Below are 17,637 nucleotides of genomic sequence, written 5' to 3'. Positions count from 1 at the left end.
TTCCGACCATGCATGCACCACTTCCCGTCGCGCCGAAGCGGCGAAAACCGACACAGTCGCGCGCCCGCGCCACGGCGCAGGCCATCGAGCAGGCTTTCGTGCAGCTGCTCGCCGAGAAAGGCTATGCGCAGGTCAGCATCCGCCAGGTGCTGGCGCTGGCTGGCGTTGGCGCCGGCAGCTTTTACGAATACTTCGCCAGCAAGGAAGCGCTGGCCGCGGTCAGCATCCGCCAGCGGGTGCGGGCCATTGCCGATGCGTTGCAGCAGGCGGCGCAGGCAACGGCCGGCCTGCCGCTGCCGGAACGGGTCGATGCGCTGCTGGAAGCGCAATTGCAGGCGCCGCTGGCGGAACCCGAACAGTGGGCGGCCTTGTTTCATCTGGAGCGCCAGATTTCAAAGCCGCAGGCGTTCCGCGAGCTTTACCGGGAGTTCGTGGCCACGTGGGAGCGCGGCCTGGGCGCGGGCGCCGACTGGCCGGCCGGCGCAACGTTGGAGGATGCCGCCTTTGCCGCGCATGCCATCGCTTACAGCCTGGTGTCGCAGACCTTGATGGCGCGCAGCGAGCGGCCCGATGCGGCTGCGCTGCGGGCCCTGGTGCGGCAGGCGGTGCATGGTTATCTGTCCGTGGTCGCGCCGCGCGCGTACCGGGGCTGTCTGGTGTTTTGAGAGGAGAAAGCATGGCAAGCAGGAGGCAGGTGTTGGGCGTGGCAGCGGGCGTGCTGGCGTCCGCGGTGGCGCGGGCGGGGGCGGCGGAAGCTGGGGCGGCTGGCGCCGCGCCTGCTGCACCGCTGGCGATTGGCGAAACGTTCACGATGGAGTCCAGAATCCTCGGCGAAATGCGCCGCATCAACGTCTACTCGGCGCGGGCCTGGAACGTGAAGCCGGATGCGCCGCTGCCGGTGCTGTTCATGCTGGACGGCGGCGTGGCGGAAGACTTCGTGCACACGGCAGGCCTGCTGCAAGTATCGGTGGCCAGCCTGGTGATGCGCTCCTTCATGCTGGTGGGGATCGAGAATACGCAGCGGCGCCGCGACATGACCGCTCCTACCGAAAACCCGGAAGACAGGAAGATTGCCCCCGTGGTCGGCGGCTCTGCCGCGTTCCGCCGCTTCATCCGCGAAGAACTGATGCCGCAGGTGACAGCACGCTACAACACCACTGGAGAGACCGCGCTGATAGGCGAATCGCTGGCTGGCATGTTCGTGCTGGAAACCTTCCTGCAGGCGCCGGAGATGTTCGACACCTTTATCGCCATTGACCCGACGCTATGGTGGAACAACCGCCAGATCCTGAAAACCGCCGCCGGCGCGCTGCGCGCCCGCAAGCGCCTGGACAAGACCCTGTTCATCGCCACCAGTGGCGAGAAAGGCCAGCCGGAATTGGCGAAACAGCTGGAGCAGGCGCTGGGCAGCGTGCAGCTCGACGGCCTGCACTGGCAAATGGCGCCAATGCTGGAAGAAACGCATATGACGATCGGCCACCCGGGCGCGATGCGCGCCTTCCGCTCGGTATTCAAGCCGGCTGCGTGAACTGCGCCTGCAGGAAGCAGGCGATCTTCTGCTGGGTAGTCGGCAGGTAAGGGATGTTCAGGTGATCGGAATCGGGAATGATTTCGTCGTGGTGCAGGCAGGCCAGCTTGCTGACCAGCTCATTGGTGTGCGAATGCGGCACGATATCGTCGCTTGCCGCGCGCAGCACGTAGGTCGGCGCCGCCAGTTGCGTCGCGTGCTTGACCGATTCGAAGCGATGCTGCAGCAGCATCGACACCGGCAGCGCAGGGAATTTACGCTGCGCCAGCGCCAGGATGGAGTCGTAAGGCGTGATCAGCACCGTGGCCTGCACCCGTCGCTGCATCGCCAGCTGCACCGCCACGCCGGAACCGAGGCTGCGCCCCACCACCGCAATGCGGGTCGGGTCGACCTTGTGGTGCTTGCACAGCCAGTCGAGCTGCATGCAGGCGTCGGCAACCAGCATTTCTTCGCCGGGCTCGCCGTGCGAATCGCCATAGCCGCGGTAATTCAGGGTCAATACCGTCATGCCGGGGAACAGGTTCCCGGCATCGCGCACCAGCCAGGACACTTCTTCCGAGCGCCCGCCGAAATACACCACGGCAGGCCGCACGCCCGGTTCGCGCGGCGTCATCAGCCAGCCCGCCAGACGCGTTCCGTCGTCGCCGCGCAACACGATTGCACGTGTGCGGTGGCCGCTGCTGCGCGGGCTTTGTACCTCGCGCTTGACGGTGGGATTGAACAGCAGCTTGCGCTGGCCGGCCATGAGGAGGGCCGTCAATCCAGCCCAGACGAAACCCACGGCGCCAGCGGCGGCGGCCACTTTGCGTGAATTGTTCATGTGTCTTAGTATGCTCCTAATGCTGAGCAAACTGCGTTAAGCAACGCACCGATGTCAGATTGTGGCAACACACTTGATAGGATGACCATGCCCACCATTGATCCGCGCGTCGACGTGTACATCGCCAAGTCGGCCGAATTCGCTCAGCCCATCCTGACCCACCTGCGGAAAGTGATCCACGCGGCTTGTCCTGAGGTGAAGGAAACCATCAAGTGGAGCATGCCGAACTTCGACTACCACGGAATCATCTGCAGCTTTGCCGCCTTCAAGCAGCATTGCGCCCTGAACTTCTGGAAGGCTGAATTGCTGATTGCGGCCGAGAATGACAAGGGCAAGGAAGCCATGGGCCAGTTCGGCCGCATTACCTCGATCAAGGACTTGCCGCCGAAGAAAGAGCTCACTGCCTACATCAAGAAGGCCATGAAGCTCAACGAACAGGGGACCAAGGTCGCGCGTCCGAAGGCAGCGCCGCGCGAACTGGTGGTGCCGGATTACTTCATCGCTGCGCTGGAAGCCAACCCGGCTGCATATGAGGTCTTTAACGAGTTTTCAACCAGCGCCAAGCGCGATTACTGCGACTGGCTGACCGAAGCAAAGACCGAGGCCACGCGCGACAAGCGCATGGCCCAGGCGGTCGAGTGGATTGCCGAGGGCAAGAAGCGGCATTGGAAGTACGAGAACTGCTAGGCACCGCTCAAGGCATCACCATCAGCTGCAGGCCCGACGCCGTGCCCGGCGCATGGTAGACGCGCTGGGTGGCCTTCACGAAGTCTTCCGGCTTCGCGTTCGAGATGTTGGTGAAGGTCTGCGGGTTCAGGTCGACCAGCGGGAACCAGCTGCTCTGCACATGCACCATGATGCGGTGGCCGCGGCGGAAAGTGTGCTGCACGTCGCCCAGCTGGTAGCTGAGCGGCTCCACCTTGCCAGGCACGAAAGGCTCGGGCTTTTCGAAGCTGTTGCGGAACTTGCCGCGCAGCGGATTGCCACGCACCAGTTGCTGGTAGCCGCCCATCTTCACTGAGGGCGGCGCCACGTCCTTGTGCTTTTCTTCTTCCTTGTCCTGCGGGTAGTCGTTCGGGTAGACGTCGATCAGCTTGACCACGAAATCGCTGTCGGTGCCGGTGGTGGAGACGAACAGCCGGGGCGTCACCGGGCCGGCGATGGTCACGTCTTCTTCCAGCACTTCGCTCTGGTACACCAGCACGTCCGGGCGCGTCGAAGCAAAGCGCTGGTCGGAAACCATGTACTCGCGTGGCACGCCGGTCGCCGGATAGCCGATATAAGGCACCGGCCTGCGCGGGTCGCTGACGTATTCGTCGAAGCCGCCGCCGGCAGCAGGCTGGGTCCAGCCGAGGGTACCGTTCGGGCCCAGGTACAACATCTTCGCCTTGGCCTGCACCGGCGGCCATGCGCTGTACTGGCGCCAGACGTTGGTGCCGGTTTCGAAGGTGTTGACGGCGGCAATCGGCTGCGCCGGCTTGACGCCCTTCAACTGCTCTTCGAAGAAGGGGAACAAGAGCTTCTTGTTGAAATACTCGCTGGTCTTGCTGTCGAATTTCACGTGGCCCAGGCGCTTGCCTTCGCCGCTGGCCCAGCCGCCGTGCGACCACGGGCCGATTACCAGGCCGTTGTAGATACCCGGGTTGTTCTTGCCGACGGCGCGGTAGATCGAGAACGGGCCTGCCGGGTCTTCCGCATCGAACCAGCCGCCGACGGTCATCACGGCGGCCTTGACGTTCTTCATGTGCGGCGCCAGGTTGCGCGACTTCCAGAATTCGTCGTAAGTGTCGTGGTCGATGGTCGGCTTCAGGTAGGCCAGCTGCTTGGGCTGCATGCCGGCCAGGATGTTCGACATGGTCAGGCGCTGCAGGAAGTAGTCGTAGCCGCTGGTGGTGCCGTAATCGAAATCGCTCCAGCTCTTGGGCAGGGGTGACGGATTCTTTTCTTCCGTGAAGGCGGCGTAAAAGTCGAAGTTAGCCGCCAGCATGAAGGCGCCTCCATGGTAGGAATCGTCGCCCATGAACAGGTCGGTGACCGGCGCCTGCGGCGAGGCGGCCCGGATCGCCGGGTGCGAATCGATGATGCTGGCTGCTGTGTAGAAGCCGGGATAGCTGATGCCGTAGATGCCGACCTTGCCGTTGTTGTTGGCCACATGCTTGAGCAGCCAGTCGACCGTGTCGTGCATGTCGCGGCTTTCATTGCCTTCGCCCGGCTCCAGTGCGGTCTTGGCATGCGGCGTCATTTCCTGCCACCTGCCTTCGGACATGTAGCGGCCGCGCACGTCCTGCTTGACGAAGATGTAGCCGGCGTCGCTGAAATCGGCCGAAGGGCCGAGGCGGCGCGGGAAAAAGTCAGGTCCGTACTGGAGCTGGCCGTCGACATTCACGCCCGCGCTGTAGGGCGTGCGTTCGATCAGGAAGGGATAGGACTTGCCGGCATCCTTCGGCACGTAGACGGCTGTGAACAGGCGCACCCCGTCGCGCATGGGGATGCGGAATTCGTACTTGGTGTAGGAGGAACGCAGGTCCGGCTTTTCATCAGGCGCCGCGTGGGCGGCGCCTGCGAAGGCCAGTGCAAGGGAAAGGGTGAGGGGGCTGAGTTTGGAAAGCATGATTCCTTTATTATGCCGGTGCCAGGGCCCAACACGCTGCACGTGTCAGGAGCTGGCACCGGGACTTGAGATGCCAGTGCCAGGGCCCAACACGCTACGCGTATCGGGCGCTGGCACCGGGGTTACTTAGATTTCTCCCGGTCGAAGACGGGCTCGCGATTCGTACAGGCGCAGGGCGGCCAGTTTGCCGGCGTAGATGGCGGTGTCGCCGCGCGTGGTGCTGTTCATTACTGCCAGCGACATATGCTTGTCGGCTTCCTTCAGGTTGCCCAGTGCGAAAGATGCCTTGGCCAGCCAGAAGTGGAACTCGTGGTAATACGGAGCACGCTGTACTTCGCGCACGAACATCGAGCGCGCTTTCTGGTAGTCCCCTTCGGCCATTGCTTTCTGTCCGATGTGGAAGAAGTAGAAGGGCGGGTAGGGTTCCAGCCGTGCCAGCTCGGCCTTGTATTTGGCCGCTTCGTCCTTCTTGCCCAGCGCCTTGGCGACTTCGGACAGGTTGAACAGGATCACCGTATTCAGAGGATCATGCTGGTGGGCGAAGCGCAGCGTCGTTTCGGCCATCTGCATGTCGCCGTGGCGCTGGTAGACGGTGGACAGGGTGTTGTACCCCATCAGGAAGTTGGGCTCGTATTCGATGGCGGCGCGGGCCCACCAGTAAGCCTCGTCCAGCTTGCCCTGTACCAGCGTCTCGGCGGCGCGGTTGTTCATGTACATGGCCACCACGGTGCGCTGCGAAATGATTTCGGTCGGCATCAGCTCGGCATCCGGCGGCGGCAGGAAGTCGATGACAATCGAGCGCATGGTATCGTAGGTACGCTCCGATACAGGATTTGGCTTGCTCAATACCAGGTTGACGTGGCCGCTGCTGAAGTACAGCGAACCGGAACGGCTCCAGGTGTCTTCACTGGTGATGCGCTGGAATTGCACCTCCAGCCCCAGTTCCTGGGCGAAGGCGGCCGTCATGATCACCAGCGACATGCAATTGCCGGCGCGCGCTGCAAAGGCCTCGGCGGCCGTGCGCGTTGTTTCGGAGTCGTATTCGAGGCGAAGCTGGTCGCGCTGGTACAGCGCTTCATACAGAGCCTGGTGCTTCGACTTGCCGCTTAGCGATGAACGCAGCCTGTTCGCATAGGCCTTCATTTCCGGCGACAGTTCAAAGACTTGCTCCGGCGTGATCATGTCGGCCGGCTTGCGGAAGGCTGCGTCGGTGAAGAGCGCGCGTTCAGGCGTTGAAACTGCCGGCGGACCGCTTGCGCAGCCGGCCAGCAATGCAGCGAAAATCAATGTTGACAGTAGTTTCATGGTGGCGTCTCCTCACCTCTATGAAACAAGTATGTGCGCGTCTCAGGGGGCTGTCAATTCGACGGTAATGTCGTCGATCCCGAGGGTCGCCAGGGCGTCGCGCAGGTCGTCGATCTCCGCTTCCACCTCGTCGCCCACGTCCAGGCGGCGGTCTGCGTGCGCCAGCTCGCCGGCCGCGCCGATCAGTTGCACGCCGAGGGCCGCATCGTCCTCGGTCTCCACCAGCGTGATGATGGCGCGGGCCGGGCCCTGGCCGTCCAGCGCGGCGCCGAATTCGGCCATCATGGCCAGCATCCAGTGTTCGGATTTGCCTTGCTGCAGGGCGCCATGGAACAGGTCCTGGTAGAGGAAGTTCAGGCGCAGTTCGCCGGCGCGTCCGGCGCCGGCCAGGCAGCGCTGCACCAGCGGCGCGGCGGAAACGGTCCAGTCCTGGTAGCGCTGCATGCGCGCTTCGAACCAGGCGTCCTGCTTTTTGCCGGCTGCCGGCATGGCGTAGAACGGGTCGTCGGCACGCTTCAGGGCGAAGCCGAGCAGGAAGCGCAGCTCGACAGCTTCGTCGTCGGCGCCGAACGCGGCCGGCTGCCAGCCGGCGATGCTGCGCAGCAGGGCCGGGGCTTCGGCGACTTTCTTGTCCATCATGGCCGCTGCCGCTTCGTGCACCATGGCGTTCAGCTGGCTGGCGCTGATGCGTTCCATTTCGGCCAGGTCGTAGGCGTGCTGCACCAGCACCACCCTGGCTTTCGGGCTTTCCAGGCCGGCGCCGGTAAAGCTGTCCAGCAGGGCAGCATACGCCGCTTCGTCCAGGAAGCCTTCCGCTTCGCGCAAGCCACCCTGGCTGTGCACGAAGACGGGGATGGCAAAGGCGTTGATTTCCATTTCCGGACCATCGCCCTTGCGCAGCAGGACGGTGCCGGCGTCTTCTTCGATCGCCTCCTTCAGCGTGCGATAGGCAGCGACATCCTCGCCACGCGCCAGTTCGATGGCACCATACAGGATGGCGTCCTTGCCCTGGCGCAGGTAGCGCCGCACGGCGTGGCGCAGGTCATCTTCCTGTGCCAGCGCGAGGCTGAACAGTTCCTGGCTCAGGGTTTCATCTTTGTCGGCTGGAGGTGTATTGGGCTTGCGTGGTGCTGGGCGCTTGTTCTTTGTCTTTTGCATGCGGCTCAGTGTTCAATGTGGAAGGTTTCGTGCAATTCGTCCAGCAGGTCGGCTGTTTCGTCCTCGTTCATGCCGAGGTGGCGGCAGGCGGCCTCGCCGCCTTTTTCCCATTCCAGCGACGCGCTGTTGCCGTGATAGCGCTGGATGGCGCGTTCGGCCAGCACCGCGCCGGCGACCAGGGAGCGGATCGCGTCGTCGGTGGCGTCGTCGCACAGCACTTCGTAGTCGTGGTGGTGCAGGATGGCCCAGGACACGTCCGGCGACAGGCCCCAGTTGCGCGCCAGCAGGCAGCCGATGGCGGCGTGGTTGGTCGTGTGGCGGGCATCTTCGATCTCGGTGAACTTGCGGCTGGCGGCGCCGTTGCAGATGTCCAGCGTCTGCCCGTAGTCTTCAAAGCGCGCCATCAGGATCGGGATGCCGATGTCGCAGAACAGGCCGAAGGTATGGGCGATATCGGGCGGCGCCAGGCGCAGCTTGCGGGAAATGAAGACCAGGGCCTGGGCGCGGCAGGACGACACTTCCCAGAACTGGTTCAGGGCCGGGTTGTTGGCGCCGACCGCTTCGCGCGCCAGGATGCCGGTCAACATGGCAGCGCACTGGTTGATGCCGAGGAAGTTGATGGCTTGCTCGACCGACTTGGCCTTGCGCGTGGCGCCATAGAACGGCGAGTTGGCCAGTTTCAGCAGGGCGCCCGACATGCCGACGTCGTTGCCGATGATGCGGGCGATGGCGCGCGGCGACGGGTCGTCCTGCGCCAGTTCGCGCTGCAGGTCGACCAGCAGGCTGGGACGCGGCGGGATGCGGATGGAGCGCAACAGCGCGTCTTCTGCGGTCGTATTGTGGGCCGGGAGCCGGGCTGCTGCTGTTGTCATTTTGCTTCGAATGTTGTTCTGCTGGCGGGCCCCGTCATTATCGCCTGTTTTTTGCCTGCAACCCGGGGCACGAATGAGTTTTTTTTCATGCATAAATAACAGGATTGCTACAATCGATAGCATGTCTTCTCACATTTTGGCTGGTATTGATTTCAGCGCTCCCGCACAGCAAGTGGCGCGCCGCCTGATCGGCGTGACGGTGCTCGTCAATGGCGTTGGGGGACGTATTGTCGAGGTGGAGGCGTATGACCGGGAAGATCCGGCGTCACACGCCTTTGTCGGCGAAACGGCGCGCAATTTCGCCATGTTCGGTCCCCCTGCCCATGCTTATGTCTACCTCTCGCATGGCATCCACTGGTGCATGAATTTTGTGTGCCGGGAAGAGGGGCACGGCGCCGGGGTGCTGATCCGCGCCATCGAGCCGCTGCAGGGCATCCGGCAGATGCAGGCGCGGCGCGGCATGGACGACGTGCGGCTGCTGTGCTCCGGGCCGGGCCGGCTGGCGCAGGCGATGGGCGTGACGCGCGAACTGAATGCCATGTCGCTTGGCGCGGCGCCGTTCGAACTGCTGCCGCGCAAGGGGCGGGTGCAGGTCGTGGTCGGGCCGCGCATCGGCATTTCAAAGGCGGTGGATGTTCCCTGGCGTTTCGGCCTGGCTGGTTCGCCGTTTGTCAGCCGCCCATTCCGCTAAGCCCTGCCGCGCGCGCATCGGGCTGCCCGCCGCGCGGCGCTCGCCGCCATGCGCCACGTCGCGCCAGTCGTCCAAGCCGATCGCTTCCGCACCGCCGCCACTGCCCGCTGCGGCGCCTTCGCTGCCGTGCGCTTCGCCCCAGCCGGGCGCCATCTCGTCGCCCAGTTCAAACACGGCGACCGCCTGCGCCAGCCCGGCCGCCTGTTCCTGCAGGCTGGCGGCGGCGGCAGCCGCCTGTTCGACCAGGGCCGCATTCTGCTGGGTGACGTCATCAATCTGCCCCACCGCCTGGTTGACCTCGGTGATCCCGCGCGCCTGCTCCGCGCTGGCATCGCTGATGCGCTGGATAATGCTGCCAACCTGCCGTACCGAGGCCACGATATCCCCCATGCTGCCCCCGGCAACGCCCACCGATTCCGCGCCGCGGTCGATGGTCGCCACCGAAGCGTTGATCAGCGCCTTGATCTCGTGCGCCGCCGTGGCGCTGCGCTGCGCCAGCGTGCGCACCTCCGCCGCAACGACCGCAAACCCGCGACCCTGCTCGCCCGCCCGCGCCGCCTCCACTGCAGCGTTCAGCGCCAGGATGTTGGTCTGGAACGCAATCCCGTCGATCACGCCGATGATCTCGACAATCTTGCGGGAAGAAGAGCGAATCGCCTCCATGGTCTGCACCGCATCCGACACTGCCGCGCCGCCGCGCGCCGCCAGTTCGTTGGCATTGGCGGCCACCTGGCAAGCCTCGCGCGCATGGTCGGCATTGCTGCGCACCGCCGCCGCCAGGCTGTCGACGGCGCTGGCCGTTTCCTCCAATGAGCTGGCCTGCAGCTCGGTGCGTGCCGACAGGTCCATATTCCCGGTCGCGATCTCGCGCGACGCCAGGTCGATCTGCTGCACCGCGCCGCGGATGGCGCGGATGGTGCCGTTCAGTTGCGCCATGCTTCCGTCCAGCGCCCGCGCCGTATCGGCAATTTCATCGCGACCGCGCGCCGGCGGGCGCGCTGCCAGCCGGCCCGACGCCAGGCTGCGCACGCCATCGCCGATGGAATGGATGTCCCGCAACAGCGCGCGCCGCACCAGCATCGACACCGCCAGCGATAGCGCCACCGACAGCAGCAGCAAGCCGGCCATCGCCATGCCCAGCAGGCGGAACTCCTGGCGCGCGCCGACATAGGCAGCCTCGCTGAGGGCTTTTTCCAGCGCAGCCAGTTGCGACAGCTGCAGGTCCAGCGCCGCAAACTGGCGTTCCGCCTTGGCCATGGCATTGGTCGCGATCGACTGGTCCACCTGCGCCAGTTCGATGGTCTCCTGCACCGCCTTGCGATAGCTCGCCAGTGCCTGCTGCGAGCCTGCCAGCAAGCCGCGCTCATCGGGCGCCGCCTCGCGCCCCAGCTGCTCCAGCCGCGTGCCGACTGCAGCATGCCGGTTGCGCAGCTGCGCCGTCAGTGCGTCCAGCCGCGCCTGCGCAAAGCTGCCGTTGATCCAGGCCAGGAGCTGGTAGATATTGGCATGCGCCATGCGCGCCTCGCCCGCCACGTCGGCCACCGCCTGCAGCCGCGCCGCGCGCAGCTGCACCAGGTTTTCCATCGATGCGTTCTGCCTTACCATGCCGAACCAGGTGCATGCCGCTGTCGCCAGCAGCAGCGCCAGTACCACGCCCGGCGCCAACAACAGCTTGGGTCCAATCCGCAGTCGGTTCAGCATGGCCGCCTCCTACTTTTTGTAAATGCCTGCTTCCAGCACCGCATCGCCGACGCGCTGGATGTAGGTGGTCTTCGGCTCGATCTTGCCGGTGGTGGGGTTCTTGTACATGTAGTCGACCCAGCCCTTGCCCTTGCGGGCAGCCAGTTCGATGATCTCGCGCCGGTACTTCTTGCCGCTGGCATCGGGCACGTCGGTCAGATCCTTGCCGACGATGGTGGGATTGACCGGGTGCGCCAGCACGATGCCCGACTGCAGGTCGCGGATATCGACGTACAGCGCGCCCTGGATGAATTCAGGATCCTTGGCGGAGATCTTTTCGATGAATTTGTCCTTGCCATGCTGCTTGATGAAGGCCGCACCTTTTTCAACCATGGCGATGGCGTCCTTTTCGGTCGGCTCGCTGGCTTGGGGCGCCGCCATGACGAGGAAGAGCAGTGGTGCGAGCAGGATGTGTTTCATGCCGGTCTCCTTGGATGGGATGGAAGCCCAACTGTACGTCTGCACACCTGGTCGGCAATTGCGCAAACGCAAGCTCGTAGGATTTTTCCGGCTAGGCATTGAGCTACGGCAATAGGCCGTTTCTTAATCGGACCATCATGAAGTCCTAGCCCACCCACCCAGGAGTACGCCATGACCGCCGATGCCCTGCCCAAGTTCAAGCCATACACCCGCCAAACCATCCGCCAGGCGCCGCAGTGGGAACTGCTGACGCCCGAGCAGCAGGAAGCGGTGCAGGTCATCTCGCATGTGCTGCCGTTTCGCACCAACCAGTACGTGCTGGACCAGTTGATCGACTGGGACAATATCCCGGACGATCCGATTTACCGCCTGGTGTTCCCGCACCGCGACATGCTGCCCGCGCACGAATACTGGCAGCTGCGCGACCTGGTCCTGGTGAAGCAGGATGACGCAGCCGCGCAACAGCTGGTGCGGCAGATCCGCCTGCGCATGAACCCGCACCCGGCAGGGCAGATGACGCACAACGTGCCGCGCGTGAACGATGCCCCCTTGCGCGGCCTGCAGCACAAGTACAAGGAGACGGTGCTGTTCTTCCCCAGCGCGGGCCAGACCTGCCACGCCTACTGCACTTTCTGCTTCCGCTGGCCGCAGTTCGTCGGCATGGACGACATGAAGTTCGACGCGCGCGAAACCACGCAGCTGGTGGAGTACCTGAAGATGCACAAGGACGTGACGGATGTGCTGATCACGGGCGGCGATCCGATGATCATGAACACGCGCTCGATGGAGGAGATCATCGCCCCCCTGCTCGCGCCCGGCCTGGAGCATATCCAGAACATCCGCGTCGGCACCAAGTCGGTGTCGTACTGGCCTCAGCGCTATGTCAGCGACCGCGATGCCGACGACCTGCTGCGCCTGTTCGAGCGCGTCGTCGCAGCGGGCAAGAACATGGCGATCATGGGGCACTACAACCACGCGGTGGAGTTGCGGCAGGAAGTGGCGCAGCAGGCGGCCAAGAGGATTGTCGGCACCGGCGCCACCTTGCGCATGCAAGGGCCCTTGATCAGGCATATCAACGAAGACCCGGCCAGTTGGGCGGAGCTGTGGCGCACCGGCGTGAGGCTGGGAGCGATCCCGTACTACATGTTCGTCGAGCGCGATACGGGGCCGCGCGAGTATTTCCAGCTGCCGCTGGCGCGTGCGCACGAGGTGTTCCAGCAGGCTTACCAGATGGTGTCCGGCCTGGCGCGCACGGTGCGCGGTCCCTCCATGAGTGCATTTCCGGGCAAGGTGGTGATCGACGGCGTGGCCCAGGTCGGCGGCGAGAAGGTGTTTGCCCTGCAGTTCCTGCAGGCGCGCAATGCGGACTGGGTGCGCAAGCCGTTCTACGCAAAGTACGACCCGACCGCGACCTGGTTCGACCAGCTCCGGCCGGCGTTCGGACGCGACAAGTTCTTCTTCGAGGAGGGCGAGCAGGGGACCGGGCATGTACCGGGTGCGGCAACGGTGCCGGTGCTGCCGCGCCGGGTGATTCCACTGGTCGCATAGGAGCATGCGATGCGCGCGCCCGCCGCCACTCGCGATGCGCAAGCGGCAGCGCCGCTTCCCGGTGATTGGCGCAGGCGATGGGCGAGGGCGCCTGCGCGCTGGTGGTGCGGGCGCGAGCGGGTGCCGGGCACCTTGTCCGGTCCCGCCACGCTGTTCCTGGTGTTCATTCCCTTCGCGCTGGGCCACTATATCTCTTGGCTGCTGCGCAGCGTGAACGCCATGCTGGCGCCGCAGCTCGTGGCGCAGGCAAACCTGACGCCGTCGCAGCTTGGCATGTTGACCAGTACCTACTTCCTCGCGTTCGCGTTCGCACAGCTTCCGATCGGCATAGCGCTGGACCGCTACGGACCGCGCCGCGTGCAGTTCGTGCTAATGCTGATCGCAGCCATCGGCACGCTGGCTTTTGCGGGCGGCAGGGATTTCGCGGGCCTTGCGATTGCACGCGCGCTGATGGGGTTTGGACTTGCGGCCTGCTTCATGTCGGCCATCAAGGCGCTTAACACCTGGCTGCCGGCGAACAAGCTGCCTTCTGTGCAAGGCTACCTGATTGCTGCCGGCGGACTGGGCGCGGCAACGGCCACTCTGCCTGTGCGCCTGGCCTTGCACCATATGAGCTGGCAATGGCTGATGATCGCGCTGGCCGGCGCCTGCATCGCGGTCGCTTTGTTGATCCTGTTTCTCGCTCCGACCCCGCCGGCCGCGCCACCGCGTCCGCTCACCCGCAGCGCACTGGTGGAAACCTTCACCCACCCGGTATTCCGCGAGACCGCGATGCTGGTCCTGCTGCCACATACGGTCTTCTTTGGAGTGCAGGGATTGTGGATAGCGCGCTGGCTGGCCGATGTGCCCCGCTACGGCGAGCAAGCTATCGCCTGGCTGCTCTACCTTGGGATGGCGGCGGTGATCTTCGGCTCGATCGCGGTCGGCATGCTGACCGAATGGGCGGTAAAGCGAGGCTGGCGCACGCTCGATATTGCGGCTGCGGGAATACTGGTCTTCGTGCTGCTGCAATGTGCTTTCGCATCAGGCTGGCGCCCGGCGCAGCAGGTGCTGCCAGTGTTGTTCATGCTGGTCGGCTGCGTCACCGGAATGGAATATTCCATCGTGGCGCAAGCCATGCCGCCAGCATTGACGGGGCGCGCCTCGACCTGCCTCAACCTGTTGATCTTCATCGGCGCCTTCATCGTGCAGGCCGGCTTCGGCCAGGTGATCGGCTTCTGGCGGCCATCGCCGCTGGGGAATTACCCGGCCGTGGCGTATCAATGCGCTTTCGCTTTGCTGGTGCTGATCCAGTTGCCGGGCCTGTGCCGCTACCTGCTCCGACGCTTCCGGTAGAATGTCGCCTTCAACACGAAGGAAGATTTATGAAACTGGTTCGTTACGGCCGTATAGGCAAAGAAAAACCTGGCCTGATCGATGAATTCGGCAAACTGCGAGACCTGTCCGGCGAGATCAGTGACTTCGCCGGCGCCAACCTGTCCGACAAGGTACTGCGCAAGCTGGCCAGAATCGATCCCGAAACGCTGCCGGTTGTGCGCGGCAATCCGCGCTTTGGCGTGCCCGTTGCCAAAGTGGGCAAGTTCATCGGCGTTGGTTTGAACTACGCCGACCACGCGAAGGAGGCCGGCCTGCCGATTCCGAGCGAACCGATTATTTTCATGAAGGCGATTACCTGCCTGTCCGGCCCGGACGATCCGATCATGCTGCCGAAAGGTTCGAAGAAGGCCGACTGGGAAGTGGAACTGGGCGTGGTGATCGGCACCCGTGCGCGCAATGTCAGCGAGGAAGACGCCGAGAAGCATATCGCCGGCTATTGCGTGGTGAACGACGTGTCCGAGCGCGAGTTTCAGCTGGAGAGCGGCGGCACCTGGGACAAGGGCAAAGGCTGCGATACTTTCGGCCCGGTCGGCCCGTGGCTGGTGACGCGCGATGAGGTGTGGGACCTGGACAAGCTGGACCTCTATCTCGAGGTGAACGACAAGCGCATGCAGACCGGCTGCACGGAGACCATGATTTTCAAGGTGCCGCAGCTGGTGGCCTATATCTCGCGCTTCATGACGCTGGAGCCGGGCGACATCATCGCGACCGGCACCCCGCCCGGCGTTGGCCTGGCGCGCAAGCGCTTCCTGAAGAAGGGCGACTTCGTGCGCCTTGGGATTGCAGGCCTTGGCGAGCAGCAGCAGGACGTCATCGGTTACCAGGAATTCTAAAGACTTGGCCTGCGACTGCCGCGAATCGGTGCCTGACCCTGCGGGTCAGACACCGTCTTGCCGGTTTTAAGCCGGCCGCACGCGAAGCAAGGCCCGCTCCAGCCCATCGCTCAAGCGCGCCACAATCTGCTGCAAATCCGCTTCCGTCGCAATGAACGGCGGCGCCAGCAGCACATGATCCCCCCGCCGGCCGTCAATGGTGCCCCCCATCGGATACACCATCAACCCGCACTCCATGCAGGCATCCTTCACCGCGGCATGCAGCCGCAAGTCCGGATCGAACGGCCGCTTGCCCTCCCGGTCCTGCACCAGCTCCAGGGCCAGCAGCATGCCGCGCCCCCTGATGTCCCCCACGTTCGGATGCAACGAAAACGCATCGCGCAACATGCGCTTGAACGACGCTCCGCGCACAGTCACCGCCCCCAGCAGCGAATCGCGCCGGATCACCTTCTGCACCGCCAGCGCCGCCGCTGCCGCCACCGGATGCCCCACATAAGTATGCCCGTGCTGGAACACGCCGCTGCCTGAGCGAAGCCGCTGCACGATATGGTCACGCGCAACCACCGCACCGATCGGCTGGTAGCCCGCGCCCAGGCCCTTGCCCAGCGCCACGATATCGGGCACCACGCCTTCCTGCTCGATGGCATACAAGGTCCCGGTGCGCCCCATGCCGCACATGACCTCATCGGCGATCATCAGGATGCCGTACTTGTCGCACAGCGCGCGCACGCCCTTGAAATAGCCCGGCGTCGGCGGCACTGCGCCGCTGGTGGCGCCCACCACCGTCTCCGCGCAGAAGCCGATTACGTGTTGCGGCCCCAGGTCGAGAATCTTGGCCTCCAGCTCCTGCAGCAGGTTGGCCGTGTACTCGTGCACATCCTGCCCGGCGCGGCGCTCGCGGTATTCAAAGCAGGGCGACACGCGCGCCACGTCCATCAGCATCGGTTCGAAATGGCGCCGGCGATACTCGTTGCCGCCCAGGGCCAGCGCGCCCAGCGTGTTGCCGTGATAGCTCTGGCGGCGGGCGATGAACACGCGCCGCTCCGTTTGGCCGTGCTCGACGAAATACTGGCGCGCCAGTTTCAGCGCTGCCTCGATGGCTTCCGATCCGCCCGATACCAGATAGGCATAATTCAAGTCGCCGGGCGCATCCTGCGCCAGCCGTTCGCCCAGCTCTTCCGCCACCTCGGTAGTGAAGAAAGAGGTATGCGCATAGGCTGCCACCTTGAGCTGCGACTGCATGGCCGCCAGCACGTCCGGATGGCTATGCCCCAGCGAGGAGACAGCGGCGCCGCCGCTGGCATCGAGATAGGTCTTGCCCTCGCTGTCGCGCACTTGCATGCCGAAAGCGCAGACGGCTACGGGCGGCGTGCGGCGCAGGTCGCGGTGGATCAGGTGGGTCATGGCGGCTCCTCGCAGGATTGGTCGTCCAAGGACATTAGCGCGCGTGCCGCGGCCGTGTTTTGATTTTTCTCCTGTCCTGTGCGACCATTTGTGGCTATGAGTGAACGACTAGGACCTATTCCCCCATCGGAGATGACAGCCGAGCAGCGCGCCGCCGCGCAGGCAGTCATCGATGGCCCGCGCGGCGCGTTGTATGGCCCCTTCGTGCCGCTGCTGCACAGTCCCGAACTGATGGCTTGCACCCAGCGGCTCGGCGAGTACCTGCGCTACCGCAGCGCGATCGGCACCCGCCTGACCGAACTGGCCATCCTGGTCACTTCGCGCCAGTGGGACCAGCAGGTGGAATGGGCGATCCACGCGCCGATTGCGGCGCAGGCCGGGATTCCGCAAGCCGTGATCGACGCCATCGCAGCACGCCAGGCGCCGGCCGGCTTGCAGCCGGACGAGCAGGCGGTCTATGATTTCTGCAACGAACTTCACAGCACCAGGCAAGTCAGCGACGCCACCTGGGCGGCGGCCATGCTGCAATTCGGCGAAAAGGGCGTGACGGACCTGATGGGTATCAACGGCTACTATACCTTGCTGGCCATGGTGATGAATGGCGCGCGCTCGGCAGCGCCGCCGTCGACCGCAACTCCCCTCGCAATATAGCCTTTGTGTGCGCGGGCTAACGGAAACCCGGCGCCTGGCGCGGCACCATCGATAGCGCTGCTTTTTCCGGGGAGCGAACGATGCCTGACCGCCGAAGTTTCCTGCAATCCGCGCTGGCCGTCGTCGGCGCCACACAAGTGCCGGCCGCGACGAGCGCAGCGCCGCCCACCGCCGCGGCGGCACCCGCTGCGCCACCGCGGCCGGTCCACCTGAACATCAATGGCCGAGATTACAGCCTTTCGCTTGAGCCGCGCGTGACGCTGCTCGATGCGTTGCGCGAGCATATCGGCCTGGGCGGCACCAAGAAGGGCTGCGACCGCGGCCAATGCGGCGCCTGCACGGTCCTGGTCGACGGCCGCCGCATCAACGCCTGCCTGACGCTGGCCGTCATGCATGAAGGCCAGCGCATCACCACGATCGAAGGGCTGGCGCAGGGCGACGCGCTGTCGCCGCTGCAGCAAGCGTTCCTCGAGCACGACGCCTTCCAGTGCGGCTACTGCACGCCGGGCCAGATTTGCTCCGCCACGGCCTTGCTGGAGGAGGTGCGCGCCGACGGGGCAGGTTTCACCGATGATGAAATCCGCGAGCGCATGAGCGGCAATATCTGCCGCTGCGGCGCCTATCCCAATATCGTCGCCGCCATCCGCGAGGTGGCGCTGCGGCGCAGCTGAGCGAGCGC

Annotated in this window: 17 protein-coding genes; 9 read left to right on the top strand and 8 right to left on the bottom strand. The window is 64.7% G+C overall.

From position 1 onward, the window contains the following. Positions 1-8: 8 nt before the first annotated feature. Together ACN9MW_RS28240 and ACN9MW_RS28235 are read left to right on the top strand one after the other, a co-directional pair. A complete protein-coding gene (locus ACN9MW_RS28240; RefSeq protein WP_426165158.1) occupies positions 9-665 on the top strand; it encodes a TetR/AcrR family transcriptional regulator in 657 nt (218 codons plus the stop codon). Between the two features lie 11 nt (positions 666-676). Continuing rightward, positions 677-1,528, top strand: a complete 852-nt coding sequence (locus ACN9MW_RS28235; protein WP_426165156.1) for an alpha/beta hydrolase — start codon at positions 677-679, stop codon at positions 1,526-1,528. On the opposite strand, the gene ACN9MW_RS28230 is transcribed toward ACN9MW_RS28235, so the two are convergent. Then, positions 1,512-2,348, bottom strand: coding sequence for an alpha/beta hydrolase (locus ACN9MW_RS28230; protein ID WP_426165154.1), 837 nt, complete (start codon positions 2,346-2,348; stop codon positions 1,512-1,514). The genes ACN9MW_RS28235 and ACN9MW_RS28230 overlap by 17 nt on opposite strands. An 87-nt stretch (positions 2,349-2,435) precedes the next feature. Between ACN9MW_RS28230 and ACN9MW_RS28225 the strand changes: the two genes are divergently transcribed. Next, positions 2,436-3,035 (top strand): YdeI/OmpD-associated family protein, encoded by a 600-nt coding sequence (locus tag ACN9MW_RS28225; protein WP_426165152.1) that lies wholly within the window; start codon positions 2,436-2,438, stop codon positions 3,033-3,035. A 7-nt stretch (positions 3,036-3,042) separates the two neighbouring features. Here the strand turns inward: ACN9MW_RS28225 and ACN9MW_RS28220 are convergent, their stop codons facing one another. The 4 genes from ACN9MW_RS28220 to ACN9MW_RS28205 form a co-directional block, all read right to left on the bottom strand. Next, complete coding sequence (locus ACN9MW_RS28220) at positions 3,043-4,959, bottom strand: CocE/NonD family hydrolase (protein WP_426165150.1); 1,917 nt, start codon at positions 4,957-4,959, stop codon at positions 3,043-3,045. 126 nt (positions 4,960-5,085) lie between these two features. Then, on the bottom strand, positions 5,086-6,264 hold the full coding sequence (locus ACN9MW_RS28215) for a tetratricopeptide repeat protein (RefSeq protein ID WP_426165148.1): 1,179 nt from the start codon (positions 6,262-6,264) through the stop codon (positions 5,086-5,088). 42 nt (positions 6,265-6,306) lie between these two features. Then, complete coding sequence (locus ACN9MW_RS28210) at positions 6,307-7,422, bottom strand: hypothetical protein (RefSeq protein WP_426165146.1); 1,116 nt, start codon at positions 7,420-7,422, stop codon at positions 6,307-6,309. Positions 7,423-7,427: 5 nt separating this feature from the next. Then, entirely contained in the window at positions 7,428-8,294 is an 867-nt protein-coding gene (locus ACN9MW_RS28205) for an HDOD domain-containing protein (RefSeq protein WP_426165144.1), read from the bottom strand. 121 nt (positions 8,295-8,415) lie between these two features. Here ACN9MW_RS28205 and ACN9MW_RS28200 point away from each other — a divergent pair, with 121 nt between their 5' ends. Next, entirely contained in the window at positions 8,416-8,985 is a 570-nt protein-coding gene (locus ACN9MW_RS28200) for a DNA-3-methyladenine glycosylase (RefSeq protein WP_426165142.1), read from the top strand. Here the strand turns inward: ACN9MW_RS28200 and ACN9MW_RS28195 are convergent. Together ACN9MW_RS28195 and ACN9MW_RS28190 are read right to left on the bottom strand one after the other, a co-directional pair. Continuing rightward, entirely contained in the window at positions 8,914-10,686 is a 1,773-nt protein-coding gene (locus tag ACN9MW_RS28195) for a methyl-accepting chemotaxis protein (RefSeq protein ID WP_426165140.1), read from the bottom strand. The genes ACN9MW_RS28200 and ACN9MW_RS28195 overlap by 72 nt on opposite strands. 9 nt (positions 10,687-10,695) lie before the next feature. Further along, positions 10,696-11,145, bottom strand: coding sequence for a cache domain-containing protein (locus ACN9MW_RS28190; RefSeq protein ID WP_426165138.1), 450 nt, complete (start codon positions 11,143-11,145; stop codon positions 10,696-10,698). Positions 11,146-11,316: 171 nt separating this feature from the next. Here ACN9MW_RS28190 and ACN9MW_RS28185 point away from each other — a divergent pair, with 171 nt between their 5' ends. Genes ACN9MW_RS28185 through ACN9MW_RS28175 form a run of 3 tightly spaced genes read left to right on the top strand, consistent with a single transcriptional unit; the run spans position 11,317 to position 14,903 of the window. Then, positions 11,317-12,693, top strand: a complete 1,377-nt coding sequence (locus ACN9MW_RS28185) for a KamA family radical SAM protein (protein ID WP_426165136.1) — start codon at positions 11,317-11,319, stop codon at positions 12,691-12,693. Between the two features lie 9 nt (positions 12,694-12,702). Further along, entirely contained in the window at positions 12,703-14,028 is a 1,326-nt protein-coding gene (locus ACN9MW_RS28180; protein ID WP_426165134.1) for an MFS transporter, read from the top strand. Between the two features lie 29 nt (positions 14,029-14,057). Beyond that, a complete protein-coding gene (locus ACN9MW_RS28175; protein ID WP_426165132.1) occupies positions 14,058-14,903 on the top strand; it encodes a fumarylacetoacetate hydrolase family protein in 846 nt (281 codons plus the stop codon). A 66-nt stretch (positions 14,904-14,969) separates the two neighbouring features. Here ACN9MW_RS28175 and ACN9MW_RS28170 read toward each other — a convergent pair whose 3' ends face one another. Further along, positions 14,970-16,307, bottom strand: coding sequence for an aspartate aminotransferase family protein (locus tag ACN9MW_RS28170; RefSeq protein WP_426165130.1), 1,338 nt, complete (start codon positions 16,305-16,307; stop codon positions 14,970-14,972). A 96-nt stretch (positions 16,308-16,403) separates the two neighbouring features. Here ACN9MW_RS28170 and ACN9MW_RS28165 point away from each other — a divergent pair, with 96 nt between their 5' ends. Both ACN9MW_RS28165 and ACN9MW_RS28160 read left to right on the top strand, forming a co-directional pair. Then, entirely contained in the window at positions 16,404-16,958 is a 555-nt protein-coding gene (locus ACN9MW_RS28165) for a carboxymuconolactone decarboxylase family protein (RefSeq protein WP_426165128.1), read from the top strand. Between the two features lie 80 nt (positions 16,959-17,038). Next, entirely contained in the window at positions 17,039-17,629 is a 591-nt protein-coding gene (locus ACN9MW_RS28160; protein ID WP_426165126.1) for a (2Fe-2S)-binding protein, read from the top strand. Positions 17,630-17,637: the final 8 nt, after the last annotated feature.

The sequence above is a fragment of the Pseudoduganella sp. R-34 genome (assembly GCF_049904655.1).
Taxonomy (GTDB): domain Bacteria; phylum Pseudomonadota; class Gammaproteobacteria; order Burkholderiales; family Burkholderiaceae_D; genus Rugamonas.
Note: the sequence above shows the minus strand (reverse complement) of the source record. Positions and strands in the feature narration are given on the sequence as shown.

Coding starts and splice junctions, on each gene's coding strand:
- ACN9MW_RS28190 (WP_426165138.1), bottom strand. CDS start 11,145: ATGAAACACATCCTGCTCGCACCACTGCTCTTCCTCGTCATGGCGGCG.
- ACN9MW_RS28205 (WP_426165144.1), bottom strand. CDS start 8,294: ATGACAACAGCAGCAGCCCGGCTCCCGGCCCACAATACGACCGCAGAA.
- ACN9MW_RS28185 (WP_426165136.1), top strand. CDS start 11,317: ATGACCGCCGATGCCCTGCCCAAGTTCAAGCCATACACCCGCCAAACC.
- ACN9MW_RS28215 (WP_426165148.1), bottom strand. CDS start 6,264: ATGAAACTACTGTCAACATTGATTTTCGCTGCATTGCTGGCCGGCTGC.
- ACN9MW_RS28225 (WP_426165152.1), top strand. CDS start 2,436: ATGCCCACCATTGATCCGCGCGTCGACGTGTACATCGCCAAGTCGGCC.
- ACN9MW_RS28180 (WP_426165134.1), top strand. CDS start 12,703: ATGCGCGCGCCCGCCGCCACTCGCGATGCGCAAGCGGCAGCGCCGCTT.
- ACN9MW_RS28235 (WP_426165156.1), top strand. CDS start 677: ATGGCAAGCAGGAGGCAGGTGTTGGGCGTGGCAGCGGGCGTGCTGGCG.
- ACN9MW_RS28165 (WP_426165128.1), top strand. CDS start 16,404: ATGAGTGAACGACTAGGACCTATTCCCCCATCGGAGATGACAGCCGAG.
- ACN9MW_RS28230 (WP_426165154.1), bottom strand. CDS start 2,348: ATGAACAATTCACGCAAAGTGGCCGCCGCCGCTGGCGCCGTGGGTTTC.
- ACN9MW_RS28160 (WP_426165126.1), top strand. CDS start 17,039: ATGCCTGACCGCCGAAGTTTCCTGCAATCCGCGCTGGCCGTCGTCGGC.
- ACN9MW_RS28175 (WP_426165132.1), top strand. CDS start 14,058: ATGAAACTGGTTCGTTACGGCCGTATAGGCAAAGAAAAACCTGGCCTG.
- ACN9MW_RS28170 (WP_426165130.1), bottom strand. CDS start 16,307: ATGACCCACCTGATCCACCGCGACCTGCGCCGCACGCCGCCCGTAGCC.
- ACN9MW_RS28200 (WP_426165142.1), top strand. CDS start 8,416: ATGTCTTCTCACATTTTGGCTGGTATTGATTTCAGCGCTCCCGCACAG.
- ACN9MW_RS28195 (WP_426165140.1), bottom strand. CDS start 10,686: ATGCTGAACCGACTGCGGATTGGACCCAAGCTGTTGTTGGCGCCGGGC.
- ACN9MW_RS28240 (WP_426165158.1), top strand. CDS start 9: ATGCATGCACCACTTCCCGTCGCGCCGAAGCGGCGAAAACCGACACAG.
- ACN9MW_RS28220 (WP_426165150.1), bottom strand. CDS start 4,959: ATGCTTTCCAAACTCAGCCCCCTCACCCTTTCCCTTGCACTGGCCTTC.
- ACN9MW_RS28210 (WP_426165146.1), bottom strand. CDS start 7,422: ATGCAAAAGACAAAGAACAAGCGCCCAGCACCACGCAAGCCCAATACA.